This window comes from Chitinophaga sp. G7 BAM 1005 (assembly GCF_057126945.1).
The window spans coordinates 1,536,767-1,558,959 of the sequence record NZ_CP181478.1 but is presented as its reverse complement, the minus strand read 5'-3'; the positions used below and the strand labels follow the sequence as shown (position 1 = coordinate 1,558,959).

13 protein-coding genes are annotated in these 22,193 nt (G+C 48.9%); 2 read left to right on the top strand and 11 right to left on the bottom strand.

Features of this window, described 5'->3' with window-relative positions; translation table 11 throughout:
• Positions 1–15: 15 nt before the first annotated feature.
• Entirely contained in the window at positions 16–1,248 is a 1,233-nt protein-coding gene (locus tag ACMXI2_RS06275) for a DUF6786 family protein (RefSeq protein WP_483780844.1), read from the top strand.
• Between the two features lie 6 nt (positions 1,249–1,254).
• Positions 1,255–2,115 (top strand): fumarylacetoacetate hydrolase family protein, encoded by an 861-nt coding sequence (locus ACMXI2_RS06270; RefSeq protein WP_483780843.1) that lies wholly within the window; start codon positions 1,255–1,257, stop codon positions 2,113–2,115.
• Between the two features lie 125 nt (positions 2,116–2,240).
• Here ACMXI2_RS06270 and ACMXI2_RS06265 read toward each other — a convergent pair whose 3' ends face one another.
• From ACMXI2_RS06265 to ACMXI2_RS06215, 11 genes are all read right to left on the bottom strand, one after another.
• Positions 2,241–3,320, bottom strand: coding sequence for a hypothetical protein (locus ACMXI2_RS06265; protein ID WP_483780842.1), 1,080 nt, complete (start codon positions 3,318–3,320; stop codon positions 2,241–2,243).
• Positions 3,321–3,329: 9 nt separating this feature from the next.
• A complete protein-coding gene (locus ACMXI2_RS06260; protein WP_483780841.1) occupies positions 3,330–5,900 on the bottom strand; it encodes a GH116 family glycosyl hydrolase in 2,571 nt (856 codons plus the stop codon).
• A 271-nt stretch (positions 5,901–6,171) separates the two neighbouring features.
• A complete protein-coding gene (locus tag ACMXI2_RS06255; protein ID WP_483780840.1) occupies positions 6,172–7,797 on the bottom strand; it encodes a RagB/SusD family nutrient uptake outer membrane protein in 1,626 nt (541 codons plus the stop codon).
• A gap of 18 nt (positions 7,798–7,815) precedes the next feature.
• A complete protein-coding gene (locus ACMXI2_RS06250; RefSeq protein ID WP_483780839.1) occupies positions 7,816–11,124 on the bottom strand; it encodes a TonB-dependent receptor in 3,309 nt (1,102 codons plus the stop codon).
• Between the two features lie 33 nt (positions 11,125–11,157).
• Positions 11,158–12,099: a FecR family protein gene (locus ACMXI2_RS06245; RefSeq protein WP_483780838.1), complete on the bottom strand. Its 942-nt coding sequence runs from the start codon at positions 12,097–12,099 to the stop codon at positions 11,158–11,160.
• A gap of 96 nt (positions 12,100–12,195) precedes the next feature.
• Positions 12,196–12,750, bottom strand: coding sequence for an RNA polymerase sigma-70 factor (locus ACMXI2_RS06240; protein WP_483780837.1), 555 nt, complete (start codon positions 12,748–12,750; stop codon positions 12,196–12,198).
• A 274-nt stretch (positions 12,751–13,024) separates the two neighbouring features.
• Entirely contained in the window at positions 13,025–14,725 is a 1,701-nt protein-coding gene (locus ACMXI2_RS06235) for a RagB/SusD family nutrient uptake outer membrane protein (RefSeq protein ID WP_483780836.1), read from the bottom strand.
• Between the two features lie 11 nt (positions 14,726–14,736).
• Positions 14,737–18,063: a TonB-dependent receptor gene (locus ACMXI2_RS06230; protein ID WP_483780835.1), complete on the bottom strand. Its 3,327-nt coding sequence runs from the start codon at positions 18,061–18,063 to the stop codon at positions 14,737–14,739.
• A 51-nt stretch (positions 18,064–18,114) separates the two neighbouring features.
• On the bottom strand, positions 18,115–19,377 hold the full coding sequence (locus tag ACMXI2_RS06225) for a FecR family protein (protein ID WP_483780834.1): 1,263 nt from the start codon (positions 19,375–19,377) through the stop codon (positions 18,115–18,117).
• A gap of 134 nt (positions 19,378–19,511) precedes the next feature.
• Positions 19,512–20,078 carry an RNA polymerase sigma factor gene (locus ACMXI2_RS06220; RefSeq protein WP_483780833.1) on the bottom strand — a complete coding sequence of 189 codons (567 nt, stop codon included), beginning with the start codon at positions 20,076–20,078 and terminating at the stop codon, positions 19,512–19,514.
• 111 nt (positions 20,079–20,189) lie between these two features.
• The gene (locus ACMXI2_RS06215) at positions 20,190–22,178 is read right to left on the bottom strand and encodes an FAD-dependent oxidoreductase (RefSeq protein WP_483780832.1); all 1,989 of its coding nucleotides are present in this window, start codon (positions 22,176–22,178) and stop codon (positions 20,190–20,192) included.
• Between the last annotated feature and the right edge of the window lie 15 nt (positions 22,179–22,193).

Below are 22,193 nucleotides of genomic sequence, written 5' to 3'. Positions count from 1 at the left end.
CAAAATGCCATCGTTATGAAATCTATCCTTCTCTCCGGTTGTATTGCGGCAGCGCTTTTTGGCTGTAACGGCGCCGGACCAACGAAAGAACCCAATAATATGAAGCCTTCAAATTTTGGTGAAGATGTATCTTTTTTACAGCAACATCTGAAGAATGTAGTGGTGTTGAAAAATGGCAGCGACAGCGGCCGGCTGGTGGTTACCGGCGACTACCAGGCGCGTGTAATGACCAGCACCACCGGCGGCGATAAAGGAAAGAGTTTTGGCTGGATCAATTACAACCTGGTATCATCGCAGCAATACGCGCCACATATCAATGCCTTTGGCGGCGAAGAACGTTTCTGGCTGGGGCCGGAAGGCGGACAGTACGCACTCTTCTTCCCCCCGGGAAAACCCTTCGATTTTGCCAACTGGCAAACACCCGGCCTGATAGATACCGCACATTATGCAGTAACTGCACAGTCGGAAAACAGCATTACCTATCAACAGGAAGGAACAATTCAAAACTATAAAGGCAGCTCATTTCACTTACAGATCAACAGAACCATCCGGTTGCTGAACAACGCCGACATTGTTTCCAGTATTGGATTTGCGCTGCCCGCAGGTATCAGCAGCGTGGCCTACGAAACAGATAACACCATTACCAACAAAGGCGACAGCAGCTGGCAGGAAGAAAACGGATTATTGAGCATCTGGCTGTTAGGCATGTTTAAACCATCCGATCAAACGGCTATTGTAGCACCTTTCAGACCAGGCCCTGATGCCACCCAACATATTACGGATGATTATTTTGGAAAGATACCAGCACAGAATTTAAAGTTAAAAGACAGCCTCCTGCTGTTCCGTGCAGATGGAAAGGCCCGCGGCAAACTGGGCCTCTCTCCGCTCGTAGCCAAAAGAGGCGCCGGCAGTATTGATCTTGAAAACAACACGCTCACCGTACTACTCTATAACGTAGTACCACAGGGCCGTTATGTAAATTCAAAATGGGAATTGCAGAAAGAGCCATTTAAAGGCGACGCAGTGAATTGCTATAATGACGGGCCCCTCGCCGACGGCACGCAAATGGGCCCCTTCTATGAAGTAGAGTCCTCTTCAGATGCGCGCGCCCTGAAAGCAGGCGAATCGCTCAGCTACCGGCAAACCACGCTGCACTTTGAAGGCGACCGTAAAGCATTGCAGGCGCTGGCCATGCAGCTGTGGCAGCTGCCACTGGAAGACGTACAACATTTTCTTACCAACAAATAATTCCAAATGAATAGTATCCACATTTATAAAACCACTACCACTTTACTCATCGCCTACCAGGAGCAATACTACACCATTATTGCCGGCTGGAATGAATTCGTAAACAGGGAAGGTCTATACCAGCGTGTGATGGAAGATCTGAAAGGATTGTCGCCCATTGAAAAATCTGCTGCTGAAAAAATACTGGCAACATCGCTGCAGCCACCTATCGGTTCACAGGAAGTATGGGCCGCCGGCGTTACCTATTACCGGAGCCGTACCGCCCGCATGGAAGAATCGGAAATATCCGGCGGCGCCACTTTTTATGATAAGGTATATGTGGCCGAACGCCCGGAGTTGTTCTTCAAAGCTACGCCGCACCGCGTATCCGGTCATGGACAAATGGTGTATATCCGCGACGATTCCTCCTGGGATGTGCCGGAGCCGGAGCTTACTTTGTTTATCAGCAGCAAAGGCACTATTGAAGGTTATTCCATAGGCAACGACATGAGTTCGCGCAGCATAGAAGGTGAAAATCCTTTGTATCTGCCGCAGGCAAAAGTATACGAGAAATGCGCCGGGCTTGGTCCCTGCCTGATGGTACCCGATAAACCGATTCCTCCGGATACCATCATCCGCATGTCTATTTACCGGAACAGTGAAGTACAGTATTCCGATAGCGTGCCTATCAGCCAGATGAAACGCAGTCACCAGGAGCTGGTGAATTTTTTATACCGTGGCTGTGCTTTCCCCGATGGTTGCTTCCTCATGACCGGCACCTGCCTGGTGCCGGACAATAGTTTCACGTTACAGGACAACGACCGGGTAGAAATCAGTATAGATCATATCGGACAACTGGTGAATGAAGTACAGACTTACCACCCATAACTAAAAAATATTTTTATGAATTCCACTGCTGTCGTCAAACAAACAGCGCCCGCGGCTTCTACTTCGCGTCAGCTGAAATTGGCTCCTGAATGATTTCCAGTCCGCATTAAGACATGCAGCGCCTGTTACTGTGCAAGCAGTTCCGCAGTAGTTTTGCGGGTAAGACCAAAATACACTTTCTGACCGGCGTTATATTTTTCCCGTAATTCAAAGTTTTCGAAAGATGGGCCACCGGGTATATTTATGTATGCGTTTGGGTTGGTGCTTCCACCGCTCCAGTATTTCGCCCGGCCGTTTACCCTAACCTGCAGTGAGCTATCGGTGCCGCGGGCTTCTTTGCGCCAATACTGGGTAAGTATATAAAAAGGCCGATACCGCCAGCCCCAGCGCGCGGCATGTTGTTCATCTTCCGGCCAGGCGGCCAGCTCCTTCAGTGATTCATCGGGTTGCGCCATTACCAGGTAATCGCCGCTTTTATTGCGCAGCATTTGTTGTAACGGGTAGGCTGCTTTTTCTATGAAGCCGGTGCCATCATACCCGTCATATAACGTTTTCGCATACACGACTTTATCCTTCAGGTATAATTTCCTCAGTCGTGCATAGTTGCCCATTGTAGCAGTGATACCGCAGCGCTCCATTGGCGTGCCGCCGGGCTGATCAAATACTTCTATGCATAGTTCTTCCGGCCGGTGGCTGCTAATGCTCAACCGGAGATAAGGACGCGCGCCGTTTTCAAATGTTTCCATGAAAACATAAAAGCTGAGCGTAGTGTATTCCGGATGCTGCGCATCAGGATGTGACAGCACGCCGCGGGCGCCGGCAGTGGCCGTAAAGCGGCCTGGATCGTTGGTTTCGCCCGTCCACATCAACTTGCCCCACTTTCCGTCTACCCGTGAAGGCGATATTTCACTGAACTCAATTTTACCATTCACTACCGGTTCTATGGCGATGTAGTTAAGATGGTAAACGATGCCTTTCCATTCATACCCAATGCGGAGTAGTCCCCGGGGGCCGCCATCATTTCCTGGCCGCGGGCTTTCTATCGCGGCGGGCCACAACCCGATTACGATGCCATTGCGGAGCCCCCACAGCGGCGGCGCGGCGGCATTATCGGGTCTGATCCATTGCGGCTCCGCGGGTTGCTGAGCAGCAGCAGTGCTAACGGTAACGATTATACTAAAAACCAGGCAACGGTAAATGTTCATCTGTTTTATTTAAACGGCAGATTGTTGCAGGGGGATCTTCTTTCCACCTACTATGGCATGTACAGCCGGAATAGTACCATAGGCCACCGTTAAGGAGGGTACTCCCTTCTTCCAGCTCACCGTGCCAAAGCCCTTACCGGTAGCCAGGAAGCTGCTGAAATCGCCAATCTTTGAATCAATGTGAATGACCTTATCCACAGCGTCATACCGTACACCGGTAAGTCCCTGCAACAATCCATAGCTCGACATGGCGCGGGCATACCAATGACCACATTCATATTCATTGAAAGGATTCCTGACAGTACCATCGTATCGCTCCCGGCAGGTGCGTACAATATCAAGCCCCTTTTCCACTTCTCCCTGGAACATGAGGTGAGAGGCTACCTGGTATTCGATACCGGTCCATACTTCATTGCTGTATACAAACGGGAGCGACAACATTCCGCCTTTTGGCCAGGAGCATAACAGCAGTCCGCCTTCATGCCCCAGCGCATAGGTGGAGCGTTGCGGGTTTTCATGTTGCTGCAGGTCTTTTTTAAGATTGTATTTATATACCGCCAGTAAGTGGCTTTTTGTTTTGGCCGTATCAACAGGTTCCGGCAGGCCGCATACGCGTGCAATCCAGGAGCCCAGTACGCCATCAGAGAGGCATCCTGTGCCGTATTGGTATTTGGGGCCTTCCTTTTTCAGCAATGCCAGTGCTTCCGGTGAATACTGGGTGCTGAACGATTGTGCTTTTACCGGATCGGGCGCCTGCAGGTCGGTCCATTTTATCTGCTGTATAAAATATTCTCCATTATACAATTCCGTTTCCAGGTATTGCTTTCCTTTTGCGTAAAGCGTTTGGTAAGCACTTACATCTTCCCCGAGCGCGCTGCCCATTGCGGTGAATGCGGTAAGTGCGCCGAGGTAGAAACTGGTGCACATGCCTGTGGGACCCCAGAATTCAATGTCGTAGGTATTATGATGGGGTTCTTCCACGATGCCTTTTCTTTTCGGATCCCAGGTGCGGATGCAATAATCCATACTCACTTTCACCAGGGGGAACATTTTCTTCAGCCAGTCGTGATCCCCGCTGATACGCCAGTCGCGGTACATTTTCATAATGCCGCCCAGCTGGCCGTCGGCGGCTGAATGGAAGTTATGCGCCAATGGCGAAATGGGGATATTGGCCCGGAAGCCCTGGTGTCCTTCCGTATTTTGATTTTCATGAAACTCTGTATTGCGTAAACTCCTTTCCAGTGCCGGAAACAGATGTGGCACTGCCTGTGCATAATTCCATACATGCGTACAGGTACCGTGGCAGCTTCCCCAGCTGTCGCCGGAACCTTCCCAGCACCAGAAGCGGCCATCGTATTGCCGCATCACCGTAGCGGATTTTAAGATAGTGAGGTTGGCGGCTACAGCTTCCAGTACTTCCGGCGGCAGGGTGCTTTTATAAAAAGTATTTGTAAAAAGAGAGGTTTGCCGGTATAGTTCATCATAGTGCCCTGACCAGTAAGCGGCTGCTGCTGCAACATCTTTAAACCGGCTGCTGTACCAGGGCCGGTAATACTTGCCGGTAGCGGGAGTGCCGCCACCCAGATTATCGCCTATATGCAGTTTTGAATCCGGTACATACCAGGTCATCATAAGACGGATCACCTTTTTTTCTCCGGGTTGTAAACGGAAGGGTACATACAAAGAGCCGCCGGGTGCATCTTTCTCTACCGGTGCTGCATTACGCGTTTCGCCTGCTTTTACGGTGTTCCATGCCATCGTTAAGGGATCAAACCAGGCGCCGCGGAACCAGCAATGATCTACAATAGTGGAAGGCTCCGTAGTAAAGATGGCGAATTCCCCTTTCTTTTCGGGCGCATCGGGTATGGCTTCCTGCGATAAAACAAATCCCTGTGGCATGGCCTTTACACTATTCCCTTTATCTTCCTGCCGCATAAAGTTGCGGGCGTGATAGGAAAAAATATATTCCCCCGGTTTAGTGCCGGTATTGGTAAACTGGTATTCCAGTGCGCCAAAGGGCATACTGGCATGGTCTTCATCTCCCGGCGTAAAAGGACTCCAGCCTTTTATACTCACCTGCAAGGGCAATGCGTTATCACGGAGACGGATATCCGCAAATGGGAAGCGCGCGTTAAAAGTGGCTTCGTTAAAACGCGGTAACCCCCAGGTTGCGCCGCCGGTACCGCCTAACCCTGCATCACGTTGCCCGAATTTCTTCCAGTTGGGCACACTTCCTTCCAGTACCCTCGCTCCATTGGGAGTACCTTTAATGCTGATAGCGGCAAACATAGCCGGTTCGTAAAACATTTCGGGGTTGTGGTGTACCGACATATGCGAAATAGCGCCGGTACCCTCCAGGCAAAACATGCCGGCGCCTATTCCTCCAACGGGGAAGGCTATACGGTTATTATACTTTCCGTTGTAGGCTTCATTAAAACGACGCTCGCCGGGGGCCTTCTTTTCTCCGGACGCAGGCGTTTCTTCCTTTGCCGCCAACGCTACAGCAGGAATAGTGGTAGCGCCCAGGTAGGCGACAGCAATATTCTTCAGAAAAAAACGCCGGTTGTTACTTTTTTTCATGTGGGTTTCAAATTTAAAATAGCCGGCAAGTGCCGCCTACAATAAAATCAACTATGGCTCTGCTGGTTAAATACTTCGTTTTTCATCATTTCTACGTGGATCATTCTGATATTGCTTATACGTTTAAGCACTATAACAAGAATGAAGCTAAAATAATTTATGATAGTATCCTAGCGTTGGAAGAAATTTTATTTTGAAGGGAGAATGTTACCACAAAAAAAACGGGGATGACTATTCATCCCCGTGATTCAATTTACAACCAAAATAAACCTCAATACCCCGGATTCTGTTTCAGATTATTATTCTTCTGTATCTCCGTTCTGGGTATCGGGAATAGCGTACGGTTAATATTATTAGTGGCGGCATGCGACAACCACGACTTTTTCGTGAATGCGCCAAACCGGATCATATCAGTGCGGCGATGGCCTTCCTGGTCAAACTCCCAGCCCAGTTCATCCAAAAACCGTCCGAATACAAGATCCGCACCGCCTTCATTGCTGAACTGATTATTCACGGCATCTTTCATACCATACTGGTAGGCACTGCCGCCTTTCAGCTGGGCGCCGGTTACCACAGCTTTGGAAGGATTGCCGGCAAAATCCCTTTGTCTTACCTGGGTAACAATGGCCGCTGCCTCATCGGCCTTGCCTATACGAAGCAAACTTTCGGCCTGCATCATCAACACTTCTGCATAGCGGAACAGTGGGTAGTCGTTACTCAACCGGTTGGTGGAACCCATCTTTATTTCAAATTTTCCTAACCGGAAACCGTGCACCGACTCTCCCTTTTCCAGGCCGGGTAATTCATTTACAAAGTTCAGTGGCTTACCAGCGAAATCGCCCTGTGCCACATACAGCATCTGGCCGCCGGCGGTATACTGTTGTCCTTTGATCCAGTTGTTCTGATACCGCGCATCGGCAGGGTCAAAGGTGCCGATAAATTGAGGAATGGCACAGATACCACCCCAGGGCGTATTCTTCAGGTTATAGGTTGCCTGGTTTTCCTGCTGCAGTGTTTGCATATGAAGATCAAAGGCATTCCAGTTATTGGTATAATCCTCATCCATCGGAATGGCCAGTATTATTTCTTTTGAATTCTGATTCTCTGTTACAAACACATTCTTTTGTGCCGGTTCCAGGATATATCCTGCGCCGGATTTGATCACACTATCGCAGGTGTTGATACATTTTTCCCATTGCGGTGTACCGGTATACACGCCTGCATTCAGGTACATTTTAGCCAGCAGGGTGAAGGCCGCCCATTTGTTGAACTTACCGTAGGTAGCCACCGTATTGTCTTTACTCAGAAAAGGAATATTATCGGCGAGCTCCTTTACAATGAATTCATACACTTCCTTACGCGTGCTCTGTTCAGGTAAAAATCCTGAGGGCAAATCAAACTGTGTTACGATAGGAACATTCCCGTAAAAGTCGCACAGGATGGCATAGTACGATGCGCGAAGCACTTTCAGCTCTGCGAGTGTTGCTTCTTTTTCTTCTGTAATAGGTATCAGGCCGGATTCAATCTGGTAAATGATCCTGTTGCAGTTGGTGATGCCTGCATAGGTCCTGGACCAGGTTTGGTTTACCACATCGTCATCGGTAGTCCAGGTATGTTTGTGCAAACGCTGGTATACGCCGTCATCAAACCATCCCCACGGACGTTTGGGAATCACCAGCTGATCGCCTGTTACTTCCTGCGCCCGCCAGAGGCCATTCCAGTCAAGCAATATAAACCGCCATTGCGAATATCCTGCGCCCACCAGCGCGGCTATATCATCTTTGGTAGGATTGAACTCCGTGGAGATGATAGTGGTGTATGGTGTATCTTTCAATTTGGTGCACGCCGACAGTAAAACAATAACCATCAGCAGATTTATTTTACGAAGCATTTTCATATGCGTATTTTTGGAAGATTAGAAATTCAGGTTCACACCAACGGTAAACGAACGGGTAGACGGGTACTTGTCGCGGTCGTCCATACCAGGGTTCAGCCCCATCCTGTTTACTTCGGGATCCAGTCCTTTGTACTTTGTGATAACGAAAGTATTCAGCGAGGAAACATAGAAACGCGCACCTTTGAGATACTTGTTTTTAATCTGTGGCAAAGTGTAGCCCAGCGTAATGTTATCTATCTTCCAGAAATCGCCGTTTTCTACATAATAGCTGTTGAACTCGAGTGCATTTACATTCAGTACTTTCTTTCCAAAAACAGGATCATAAGCTGATTTCAGGATATTATAATTCTGGATAGATGGGTTCTCCATATACATCCTCTGCGAATTAATGATCTGGTAGCCGAAAGCGCCGCGCATAGTGATACTGAGATCAAAGTGTTTGTAAGAGAAATTATTATTCCAGCCCGCATAGTATTTCGGCAAACCGTTACCGATTACTTTCTTGTCTTCAAAAGCATGCGCAAAATTATCGTAGCTCACCGGCTTGCCATCCCTTCCTTCGTATATCCATTTCCCGTTATCATTTATATCGATCACTTTATATCCGTAAAAATCGCCAATGCCTTTGCCTACAGTTACGATGTGGGTAAAGGTTTGGATGGGAACCCCTGCTGCACCGTCAGTGAAGTAGGGAGTAGTAGTTTGGTACAATTCGTTGGAGAGGCTGATTAATTTATTGCTGTTGGTGGAAAAATTAACACTGGTGTTCCAGGTGAAATCCTTTGCTTTTACCGGGATGAAGTTCAGCATTATCTCAATGCCTTTATTCTCCATTTTACCTACGTTCGCGGTAGTGGTGCGATACAGGTTTGGCGGACTGGGCACTTCATAATTATATAGCAGCCCTTTGATCCGGCGGTTGTATACATCTATATTACCGCTGATGCGGCCTTTCAGCATGCTAAAGTCCAGCCCTATATTGGCTTCAGCTTTCTCTTCCCAGCGGATAAACGGGTTGGCATTGGTAGAGGGTACCAGGATGCGGGACCATTTACCGTTGGTGTATACATAGTCGCCATAGCCGATTAATGGCTGACTTAAGAACCCATCCTTTGGCGGATTTCCGGTGATACCATATCCAACGCGCAGTTTCAGATCATCAAACAGCCGTTGCTGTTTCATGAAGCTTTCGTTTGAAATTCTCCAGCCGCCGGACGCCGCCCAGAAGTTACCCCAGGGGTTCTTCGCGCCAAACAACTGGCTGGCTCCTTCCCGTCTCAGGCTGGCCATCAGCAGGTAGCGGTCTTCATAGCTATAGTTCAGTCGTCCAAAAAAACTGATCAGGTTTGATTCTGTTTTATAACTGCTGATATTCGCCAGCTGGTTCTTGATGCCTTCTCCTAAACCAATATTGTTATAGCCAAAAAGATCTGTCGGAAAATCCTGGTTGTCGGAATAGTTACCGGAAGATTCATTCTCCTGGTAGCCATATCCACCTAACAACGTGAAGTGATGCGCGTTGAACGACCGGCTATATTCCGCCGTCCATTCCGTAAGGCGATCGATAGACAGATCCGAAGCCACCGACGCAAAGCCATTCACACCGCTTTTGATATTGGAGATATGCTTCTTCGTTTCTGCATAGCCTTTGTTGGAATTGAAGCGTGCATAGGAGAATAAAGCCGACAGCTTTAAATTGTTAATGGGTCTGTAGGTAAGCGTAGCATTCATGCGGGAATTCACGTTCTTGGCTTCTCCGTCGCTTTCATATAACAATGCCATTGGATTCTCGTAATCAAAGTTGCCGGTTTGTTCATAGAAATCGCCATTTTCATTACGCACCGGTTCTGTGGGATTCCTGATCACCGTTTGACGGTAGATCCATCCGTTAAAACTGTTATCACCGTTATTATTGCGGGTGTAGTTATTGGTTTGGTTCAGGATACCGATATTCAGTTTCAGTTTATCATCCAGCATGCTGTGGTTCACATCGATCCTGCCGGAGAAAGTATTGTTATCGCTCTTTTTAAAGATCCCCTGTAACGCGCGGTAGTTGGCAGAAGCGAGGTAGTTGGTGGTAGCATTGCCGCCTCGGATGGTGAGGTTATGTACCTGGGTAAACGGCGTACGGGTGGCCTCCTTCAGCCAATCTGTGGAGCCTCCTGCATCCCAGGAAGCGAGCCTGGTACCGGCTTTGATCTGATCACGGTAATCCTGTGCCGTGAGCATGCCCAGTTTTCTGGAGATCATTTGCGTGGTAGCATAGCCGCTGTAGTCCACGGCGTTAGCGAAGGTACCTTTGGCTCTTTTTGTAGTGATGATGATAACGCCGTTGGAGCCTCTTACGCCGTAGATGGCGGCAGAGGAGCCGTCTTTCAATACATCCACCGATTCAATATCTTCGGGCGCTACTGTTTTCAGATCGCCGGGGATACCATCGATGATAACGAGTGGGTTGGCATTGGCGCCGAATAAGGTGGTGTTACCACGCAGCAATATCTGCGATCCATCGGTGGGGTTGCCGCTGGGTGTGGCGATGGTTAAACCTGCAACTTTTCCCTGCAGCAGTTGTCCTGCGTCCAGTACGGGTCCTTTCACAAAGTTAGCGGCCTTCACGGTGGCTACGGCGCTGGTTACATCGCCCCTGCGTTGCGTACCATAACCAATTACCACCGCTTCGCGGAGGCTCGATATGGAGCCCTGCATCACTACGTCCACCACTGTTTTGTTGCCCACCAATGCTTCTTCATCCTGGAAGCCAACATAGGAAAATATAAGTACAGCGCCGGGATCGACGGTGATGCGGTATTTTCCTTCCACATCCGTAGAAGTTCCTGTTTGCCCGTTTTTAACCTTCACACTTACACCGGGCAGTGGTTCGTTCTTATCATCGGTTACCTTTCCCTGTATGGTTACCTGCTGTATGGGTATTTCATTGCTGGTGATTTCAGTGCGTGGGGTTTCTTTTTCCACAATAATGATCAGGTTATCTTTCTGCAGATAACTGAGCTTTGTATTTTTCAGTACCTTGTCCAGTACAACGGACAGCGGTTGCCTGTTTGCGGATACGGACAAGCGCGTGTATTCCGCTACCAGTTTATCATTGTATACAAATGACAGTCCGCTTTTCTTTTCTATCTCTGTTAAAACATCCTGCAGGGAGTGGTTTTCCAGCTGCACATCTATTTTTACTTCCCTGGCTGCCTGCCCTGTTAAGGCGCCTGCAAACAGCAATTGTGTTCCAAGTGAAATGAGTAGGAATATGCTGCAGCCGGTGCGCATCGTTTTCCGGATGGCATAGAGATGACACCAAATGAATTGCTTCATACATTTGAAAGTTTTGGTTAAAGTAAAATGCGATTAGAATTGTACTACCTTGTTCCTGATAGACCAGTTAAGTTTGTTGGCTTTAGCGATGGCGAAAAGAATTTTTTCCAATGAATCGGTGGAGCTGAAATTTGCTGTAAAACGTATTCCCTTCGTAGCTTCATCTTTAAAAACTATTTTAACATCATAAATATTTTCCAGCAGAACGGCCACGTGCTGCAGTGTTTCATTTCTGAAGGCTAACTTTCCTGTTACCCAGCCGGCGACAGCTGCGGCGTTTACTTTTCTCTTCTGCTGTGATCCGGTAACGGAGCGGATTACCGCCTGTTCATCCGGCAGCACCAGCAGTGGTTTTTGTTGTGAAGATGTTTCCACCGCCACCTTTCCGCGTATAACCGTTACAGTTATTTCGTCCAGTGCTTTGTATGCCTGTACATTGAATACGGTACCCAGTACTGCCGTTTGTATACCGTTGCTGTTTACTATAAAGGGATGCGCCTGATCGGTAGTTACGTCAAAACACGCTTCGCCTTCCAGCAATGTTACGGTTCTGTTCTCCTTAAAATTTTCCGGGTACCGGATACCTGAACCTGCATTCAGTGTTATCATTGATCCATCCGGGAGCGTTACTTTCAGTTGCTGCCCCCTGGGCGCCGACCGGGTAACATACCGGATCGCAACGGTAGCGGTGTTTTGATAACGCAGATATGCCCATGTACCCAATGATAAAATAATAATAACGGAGGCGGCTACACGCAGCAGTACCGGAAGATTAAAAAAATTTTGTCTTTTGATTTGCCCATCGATGCGGTTTTTCAACCGCTGCATCACCAGTTCCCTGTCTGCCGGCAACTCCTCCCCGCTTCCTTCTTCGGAAAGGCGGTCGAACCACTGCTCCATCCACTCTTTTTGTTCCGGCGTACATTTCCCTTCCAGGTAAAGTTCCAGCAGCGTGTTAAAGTCTGTTTCATTCATAACGGCTGTTTTTCTTTGTATAGGAACACGTGGTTAATATAGAAGTGTATAAAAAGAAGGGATGGTAGTAGATAACTTAAATATTTTTTTGAGAAATTATACATTCAGTTTCAGATGCAGGTACTTCAACGCGTTGCTGATCTGTTTCTTCACTGTTTTATCGGAGATATTCAGTTTATGTGCAATTTCTTTATGTGAGAGTTCTTCCGCTCTGCTAAGGAGAAATACCTCCCGCATTTTCAGCGGCAGCTTATCTATTTCACGGTTTACCAGCAGAGAAAGCTCATTGGCGGCCAGTTGCCGTTCAAAGAGGTCGTCTGCCTCCGCGAAGAGTATGCTCCAGGATTTGCGGAAATGGTTTCTTTTGATTTCCTGGCGGATGTACCGGAAGCCGCCATACCGTACGCAGGAGTAAAGATAAGTATACAGGGAATCTACGTTGTGCAGGTTGTTGCGACGTTTCCACAGGGACACAAATATTTCCTGCAGGATATCCTCCGCTTCTGTGGTATCCCTAATTGCCTTTACCAGGTAGCAATACAGCCGCTCCCAATAACGCATATAGATCACGTCAAAAGCTTCCTTGCTATCCTCTTTCAGCAAATTTAAAAGAATATCGTCTGCATATTGTTGAAGATGCACACCATTCATAAGTGGAAAATTAACATAAACGTGAAACCTGTCTTTACCTACGGCCTTCTGTTCCTTCCCGGAACGCAAGAATTATTAATTGTCTAATATACAATTAATAGTAATTGACAAGATATTTTTTTCAGGGTTTTTTAAAATTATTACGGGAGACGGGATGGATAGGGGCTTGCGGGGAACAAACCATTGCTCAATTGTAATTTTATATTAATTGTCGTTTTTACACTAAATACGTTACCCGGAAGAATATCTTCCGGGTAACGGGGTAAAATGGAAATCAATACCCGGGATTCTGTACTATCAACGGATCTGTTTGTGTTTCTATATAAGGGATCGGCCACAGGTAATCCCGTGCAGCACTAAATGTGCGCACTTCTATCACTCTCATTTCGCCTTTGTTGGGGACGGCGCTGTAATCGGCGATCCCATTGGCATCTATCTTCGGGGCAGCAGCGAGCCAGCCTCTCGGCACGCGGCCATAAAATGGTCCCTTCATTACTTTATCGGCAATCTTCCAGCGGCGGATATCAAATAAACGGAATCCTTCCTGCGCCAGTTCATACATCCGCTCTTTCCTTACCGCAGAACGAAGCGCTTCCTGTGTACTGCCGGCAGGAATCTCCGGCATATTTACCCCCGGCCGTTTCCTTACCGTGTTAATCGCCTGGTATACGGTGCCATCCAGCTCGTTGGCTTCTGTTTTTGCCTCTGCGTAAATGAGCAGTACTTCAGCATACCGCGCCAGGATCACGCTAATGGTCGATTGGCGCGTGTTGTCTTTATCTTTCAGGTCCACATATTTGCGCCAGCAATAACCACTGAAAGATGCGTAAGCGTTAACGGCATCCTGGTTTACGATCCGGGTAGCCGGGTTGGTATTGTAGTTCCAGCACGTGAGACTGTCCTTATGTGTTTCAAACTGGTAATTAAAGAATATGGATCCCGGAAGTGCAATGGTATAGCCCAGCCGCGGATCACGGCGTTCAAAAGGTTTTTGCGGGTTGAACAACGGTGATTGATCAATGGTTAAGCCATCGGTACATTCATAGCTGTCGACCAGCGACTGTGAAGGAATTTTGTTGGAAGCCCCGCCGGCATTCCTGCACAGGAGCGGGTATGGCCCTACCCAGTTAATGACAGGCAGCTGATATTGCAGGGACAGGATCACTTCAGGCGAACTCTTTCCATCATAGCTAAATAAGCGCGGGTAGCTGTCATCCAGCTTGTACACGTTAAGATCCATTACTGCTTTGGCAGCATCGGCGGCAATTTTCCATTGTTCGTTATACAGCGCCGCCCTTGCTTTTATGGTCAGCGCGGCGCCTTTGGTAGCGCGACCATAATCGGTAGCGCCATAGCTAACCGGCAGCCAGGCAGCCGCGCTGTCCAGCTCGTCGAAAACAAATTTAAGTACGGCTGCTTTCTCACTGCGGGGCACCTGCGAATTTTCCAGTGTAAGCACATGCGTTACCAGTGGTACGCCGCCAAACATCGACAACAACTGCTGATACATAAATGCCCGCACAAAACGGGTTTCTCCCATACTACGCTGGTACAGCAATGGATCAGTTACCGACCGCACTTTCTCCGCGTTGTCCAGTATATAATTGCACCGTCCTATTACTTTATAATAATCCGTCCAGATCCCTTGTGTGAAGGTATTGTTGGCGTCATGGTTTCCCATGCCTATTTTTTGCAGGTCACTGTTATTCCGTTCGTAGCCAATATCACTGGCGGCATCAAACAGGAGCACCGATGGAAACCCGTCCAGCTGGGCCGGGTCCGTGGCTTTGTCCATCGGCTTATTCAGCCCCTTATACAGCCCGTTCACTGCCAGCAGCAATTCGTCCTGGTTTTTGAAATAATCGGCATCGGAAGGGCCGGTTAAAGGATCTTTATCAAGGTAGTCTTTATTACAGGCCTGTATTCCCAGCAGGGTAACAGCCACTATCATCCAATAAGTGAAACGCTTCCTCATGATTTCGGTTTTTAGAAATTTACGTTAACCCCAAAACTGTAGACCTTTACAATGGCATAGTTATCGGCCACTCCCACAGCGGTTTCCACATCGTAGCCCGGCCAGAATTTACTGGACGTAAACAGGTTGGAACCATTTACAAATACCCGCAGGCTGTTGAGCCGCATGGTTTTCACCAGGTGGGCAGGCAGGGTATATCCCAGCTGCAGATTTTTCAGGCGCAGGTATGCCGCACTCTTCATCCAGAAACTGGAGATCTGCTGGTTGTTGGTACCGCCGAACACCAGCCGCGGGAATGCAGCATCTTTATGTTCAGGCGTCCAGTAGTCTTTGAAGCGTTCCTGCGCCGTACCGCCCACAGAGCTTACATAAAAAGGCATGATGCCGGCGCCGTAAATCAGGCCGTCTACTTTGCCTACGCCCTGCAGAAATGCGCTCAGGTCGAAACCTCTCCACGATGCGTTTAAACTAACGCCATAAGTATAGCGGGGAATGGTGTTGCCAAGAATTACCTTATCGCTTTCATTAATGATGCCATCGCCGTTCTGATCTTTGTATTTGATATCGCCCGGTGCAACGGTGCCGAATTGTGTAGCGTGTTTCGCCACCTCATCGGCATCCTGGAAAAATCCTTCGGCCTGTAATCCAAAAATAGAGTTCACCGGATATCCTTCCCTGCTCACCGTTACAGCCGATTGATTAATACCATGCATATCCACTACTTTATTCCTTACATCGGACACGTTCACACCGATGTTGTATTTAAAGTCGCGGATTTTACCATCGTAGTTAACGCCAAGCTCCCATCCTTTGTTACTTACTTTTCCTGCGTTCTGGTAAGGCGCTGCCAGTCCCGTGATCAGCGGGATGTTCAGCAGCAGCAGGATATCTTTTGTTTTGCTGATATAATAATCTCCTGTTACCGAGAGATGGGAAAACAGGGTCACATCAAATCCTATATCACTCATCTCAGTACTTTCCCAGGTAATATTTCTGTTCGCCAGAGAATCCAGTGTGGCGGCGCCTACTATTTGCCCGCCAAGTGCATAAGAGCCCAGGTTTACTACGGTGGCCGACGGATAGGTGCCTATGTTCTGGTTACCCAGGCGACCCCATGATGCACGGAGCTTTAATTCATTCACCACCGGTTTCAGGGACGCCATAAATGCTTCTTCTGAAATACGCCATCCGGCAGATGCGGAAGGAAATACGCCCCATTTGCGGCCTTCTGCAAAACGGGAAGATCCATCATAACGGGTATTGACTTCCAGCAGGTATCTTTCTTTGTAGTTATAATTGATCCTGCCGAAAAAAGAGCGCAACGACCATTCTTCACCGGCGCCGCCGTTATTCATATTGGTAGCCGATCCCGCGTTCAGTATGGGATAGTCGGGCAAAACGTAGTTGTCGCGGTACGCGGTGAATCTATCCTGGCGGTAGCTGTTTTGTTCTGCGCCGGCCAATACTTTCAGGTCGTGCGCACCGTACTTTTTCTGGAAAGTGAGGGTACCGCGCATGTTGTTATAAAACTGGCGCTGACTGGAAACATCCAGGGTGCTTACCGGTGGAAATTTATAACTGGGGGTGCCATCGGGACGATAGGTTTGCAGCACTTTATTAAACTTGTTCCCATAAGTTTGCACGTATTTGGGGGCGATGTTAAAAGAAGCAGTAAGCCATTCTACCGGCTGGTAGTTGATGGAGGTATTAAGACTCCCCCAGGGAGCGCTTACACGGTTCAGGCCACCCTCGCGGGCGGCGGCAGCCGGGTTGATGCCTACCCATCCTTCCCCACGGGTGCCGTTGGAATTTACGGCCAGCTGGTTGGGGGAAATGTTATTCATGTAAGCAAAAATCACATCGGCGCCTGTTGCCGGCTCGGTGGTTACCGGGCTGATATACTGCAGGTCGAACTGCATGTTTAACTTCTTTGAAAAAATAATATCGGTATTACTACGGATAGTCAGGCGTTTAAATTCGTTGTTGTCCATCAGCCCTTTCTGATCAAAATACCCCAGTGATACCAGCATCTTCACTTTATCTGTACCACCGTTCACTGTCAGAAAATGGCTCTGTTGAAAACCGGAGCCCGTTAATACGGCCTTCTGCCAGTCGGTATTGGGCAGTGAATCAGAACTGCCGTTTCCCTGTTGCCGGTATTTCTCCAGCAGCGCATCGGAATACAGTGGAGAGCGACCGGAATTTTTATAGGCTTCGTTAGCGAGCAGCATGTAGTCCAGCGCGTTGGTGAGTGCAGGCAGATTGGTAGGTTTCTGCCAGCCAACGTAGTTGTTGTAGTTAATGGACAGCTTGTTGCTTTTGCCTCTTTTAGTAGTTACGAGTATTACGCCGTTGGCCGCACGCGAACCATAGATAGCCGCCGACGCCGCGTCTTTCAACACGCTAACGGAGGCGATCACATTGGGATCGATGTTGTTGATGGAGCCTTCCACGCCATCGATGAGTACCAGCGGGTCAGGGTTTTTCAGGGTACCCCATCCGCGCACACGTACCGTACCGCCATCGCCGCCCGGCTTACCGTTGCCCTGCGTGATGGTAACGCCGGGCATGGTGCCCTGTAATCCGGCAGCGGTTTGTCCTACCGGCCGCGCTGCCAGCACCTCACCGGATACCGTGGCTACAGCGCCGGTAAGGTTTACTTTTTTCTGGGTACTATATCCTACCACCACCACTTCCGTCAATGCTGCGGGGGTAACGGACAATGGTATACGAAAAAAACTTTCCCCCTTAACAGGTTGTTGTTTGGTGAGATACCCGATGCTGGAAATGCTAAGCACATCCTGGTCTGATACATTGGGCAGTGAAAACTTTCCGTTTTCATCCGTGAGCACTCCCTTTGTAGTGCCTTTTATACCTACTGTTACGCCGGGTAAGCCTACACCAACGCTATCCGTAACGATGCCCGTAATGGTTTTCGCCGGTGATCCGCCTTCCTGTGGCGAAAGCTTTCCGCCGGGCGCCGTACTTTTTTTAATAACGACCGTGCCGTATTTAATTGTGTAGGTAAGCGGAAGATCTTTCAGGCAGATCTTCAGGGCTTCTTCCAGTGATTTGTTGGCGATATTTACACTGAGCGGTGGCGCATCTTCCAGCAGTTTTTCATCGCAGATAAACTGGTAACCGGTTTGCTTGCTGATAAGATCAAATACTTTATCCAGCGGCATTTTACTCACGGAGAGTTTTACGGTTTGAGCGCCGGCCGTAAGTGCTGCTGCCAGCAGCAGCCAGGTGGTAAGTTTGATCACCCGCCATGTTCGTTGTTTAGCCGGCATACGGCTCCTGCTCCCGTGGGAGTAGGCAATAGTAAACAGTTCCATACTATCTTTTGGTTGAGTTTAAACAATTCATGCGTGGAGTAATACCCTGATTTACTTTACAGTGGCGGGCATTACGGTAATACGGTTTCCGTTGATGGTGAAATGCACCCTTCCGGTTTGTTCCAGCAGTTCCAGCAGCTGTGTTACATTTTCTTTGCGGGTCATGCTGCCATACAGCTGAATGCCGGAAAGATCGCCTTTGTATTCGATGTCCACATCATACCACCGGGCTATCTGTCGCATGATAACGGTGATATCTGTTTTGCGGAACCTGAACTGTCCTTCTTTCCAGGCCATTACTTCTTCTATTTCCGGTCGTGTAATTAAAAACTGGTTTTCTTTTTCAGCGATGCTTGCCTGCTGACCAGGTTTCATCATGGTGGTAGCCGCGCCCTGTGTTACGCTCACAGCGCCTTCCAGCAGGGTTGTTTTTACGCGGGCTTCATCGGTATACGCCATTACGTTGAAGTGCGTGCCCAGTACTTTCACCTGTATACCGGATGTTTGCACGATAAAAGGTTTCGCGGCATTTTGGGCAATTTCAAAATATGCTTCCCCGGTGAGGAGTACTGTTCTGTTGCTGCCCGTAAACATGACAGGGAATTTCAGCGAAGATGCGGCGTTCAGCCATACCTGGCTCCCATCGGGCAATACTACCTGGTACTGGCTTCCTTTGGGTATACGGATAGTGTTGTATTCGGGAGCGCCGCCGTTGTTACCGCTTACGGCGCGATATGCCAACCGGCCGCTGTCCAGTTTAATGATACGGGTGTTTCCCTGTTTGCCTACGGTGCCTGTTCCTGCATTATCCAGCACTATGGTGCTGCCATCTGCCAGGATCAGTTCTGCTTTATTACCTCCGGGCGCCGGTGGAGCCGCTTTTTTTGCTACCAACGGCGCCGGGCCTACGTAATAATAGCGCCAGGTGTAACCCGCTGCCAGTATAAATGCTACTGCTGCGGCCGCGGCCATTGTTTTATAAAAGGTGCGGATATTTTTCCGGGAGATGTGATAACGGTTATCTGCCTCCTGGATGGGTTGTTGCGCGGAGTTGTCTGTATCCTCATCATGATCTCTCCGGGTGAGTGCCTGCCGCAGCGCTGCGGTTTCCATTACTTTGTTAAAAGCGGGTTGCAGATCGGGGTGAGCAGCATCAGTATACCTGTCTTCCGCCAGTATGCCTGCAATCATTTCTTCCAGTGCCGGCCCGTTACGATCTGTCTGCATCAATGCCTGCAGCCGCCTGGTTTCTTCCGGTGTGATCCGGTTATCCAGGTATTTCTCCAATAAATCTTTTAACTCATCGTGTAACATAAAACCGGATGCAAGCACAACACTCTCATGAAGGGTTGTATAATAAAGACGAAAAAAGAACGAACGGGAATCCTTCTGTTACCGGAAAATATTGTTCTTCGTTTAACCGGCAACGTTATCACCTGTTTCCATACTTATGTAACATGCTCTGCTCTCCCACCCATATACTTCCGGATGGCGGCAATGGACCTTGCGATATAATTTTTGGAGGTGACCCTGGAAATATTCATCTGCCGGGCTATTTCATCGTGCGATAATCCCTGGAAGCGGCTCAGCCGGAAGGCCAGTTGCATCTGCGCAGGCAGCCGATTGATGGCGGCATGCAGCTGGCCTTCGAAATCCTTTAGCTCCAGTTTGTCCTGTGCAGAGGGAAGGTCTGATGCCATGTATACGTGGTGCCCTTCTTCCTGCACCGTGGGCAATACCCTTTTCCGGAATTCATCCAGGATCAGGTTTTTCGCCGTAGTATACAGGAAGGCATCGAAACGGTTTACCGCCAGCAGGCGTTCCCGGTTCATCCAGATCTTTATAAAAATTTCCTGTGTCAGGTCTTCTGCCAGGGCAGGCGACTTAACAAATTGCAGGGCGTTGGCATACATCTTCCCCCAGTACCGGTTAAACAACCGCTGGAAGGCGGGCTGATCCCCCGCTGCCACACGCAGCAACAGCTCTTTTTCATTATGTGGACTATCTATCGGCAAGGAAGGTCATGGAATTTATTACAAAATAATCATTTCGCGGAACTACCTGTACTTATAAAGACGATAAAAAATGTAAACCGAATCCTTCCTGTTCTTTTTTTTCTAAAATAATTATCTCGGAACAAATAACACCGCATCTGCGGCTATTATTCCATCCGTTTTGTGATTATCTATTTCCACGTAGGCGCCGGTTCCGGCTTTCAGCTGGTAGCTGCCCAGGCTCACCCATTCGCCGCTGGTTTGTCCCTCTACTTTTATATTGGCCGCCGCAATTTCCACTTCCTTCACGCTACGGCCATCGAATACCTTTACCTGTGCATTTCCATCCAAACCGGGAAGACGTGGCACGTAGGTAAATACCTCATATTTACCCGCTTTCCCGATAGCAGGGGAAAAACGTATTGATTTACGCACAGCTCCCTTACTGTCGTCTGTAAGCATCGAGGGCCCATAACAGCCGTGGATCTCTTTTTTCCATTCGCCGGTGATCGTTACGTGTTGTTCGTCGTTGTCATCCACCAGTATTTCAGCGGGGCTGTTATCCACCAGCGGATTGGTACGCAGCATGGTTTGTATTTTCTGTACATCTGCCTCCTGGATGGAACTGCGCTGATCGATGGCTACAGCCGCCGCCGTGGCAGCAGATTGCCCCAGTACCATAAATACAGGTTCCATGCGGATAGAGCCGTAAGCAATGTGCGACGCCGATAAACAAACCGGCACCAGTACATTTTTCGCATCCTCCGGTTTAGGTGTAATGGACCTGTAAGAAACCGGGTAAGGGCCAAGACCGCCAATCTGCACATCTCCCTCATTTTTTACCATACCATTTACCACGATACGCTGGCAGTTATGGGAATCCATATTATAAGCGGCCATACCAATGGCGTCCGTTACTTTCTCGCGGCCTTCACAATTGGCCTGTGTCATCACATATCCGCCGATCATGCGTCTTGCTTCACGTATATACAGCTGGGTTGACCAGTTCCCGTTATCGGTGTATTCATCTTTCGGGTATCCCCATTGTAACATTTGTTCCCGGAGATGGGCGGGTATCCGCTCGTCGTGTCCTATAAAATATAGCAGCCCTTTGGTATACAGCTCATGATCGTGGATGATCTTTTTCCGGGTAGCGGGATCGGCTTCCGGATAGTTGTAGTTCATACCGATCATATCCGTGGAAAAGGCGCCGTAATTATTGATGTCCGTTTTCCCGTTGGGCATGAGGTCTATTTTGAGATTGGGCTTCAGGATCTTAGGTTGGGTAGCGTTCAGGAGGCGTACCAGCAGTTCATAGCGCGACGGATCATAATCGTCCGGTTTGGTGATCGGAATACTGTTTTCCGGGCGGTTGCTCAGGCAGATCCTGAAATTATACGCCTGTACCTTTTTATCTCCCTCCCCATGCGCCGCCAGGGAATCGGTGCTGATGCCCCACAGCAGGCCGCTTTCGGGTTTGCCGGGTATCTTGTACGGATCAATGCCATCGGGGAACTGGTGTTTATCGAGCAGCTGCACACCGTTATAGGTTTCATGGTATTGTGCGTTAGGCTCCCGGCCAACGGTGTAGGAAATGCCCGCTTTGGCCATCAGATCGCCTTCGTAGGAGCAGTCGATGAACATTTTGGCTTTTACCACCTGCGCAGCGGGACCGTTTACCGTTATTTCCGTAACATACCCGTTTTGCTTTACAGCGTTGGTGATGGTGTATCCGTAAAGCACATCCACTTTGGCGGCATCGATATACTGCTGGAAAGTAGCTTCTGCCACATGGGGTTCAAAGATCCACTGTTCCAGTTTTCCGTAGTGGTTGCCGATCCGGCGGTAGAAGTTACGCGACAACCCGGTGATAGCGTACTTATTACCGATGTCGGTATATCCCAAACCGCCGGAGGTAAGGCCGCCCAGGTGTTTTTCCGGGGATACCAGCAGCACTGTTTTGTGCAACTGCTTTGCGGTATAGGCAGCAATTACCCCTGCGGAGGTGCCGCCGTACACGCAAATATCCACCTCCCTGGGAGGAGCCGTAAACCCGTAACTGTTAAGCGGAAGGAGATATCCTGTACATACAAGAAAGATAGAAAAGAGTTTGATTTTCATACGTGAAACAATAAC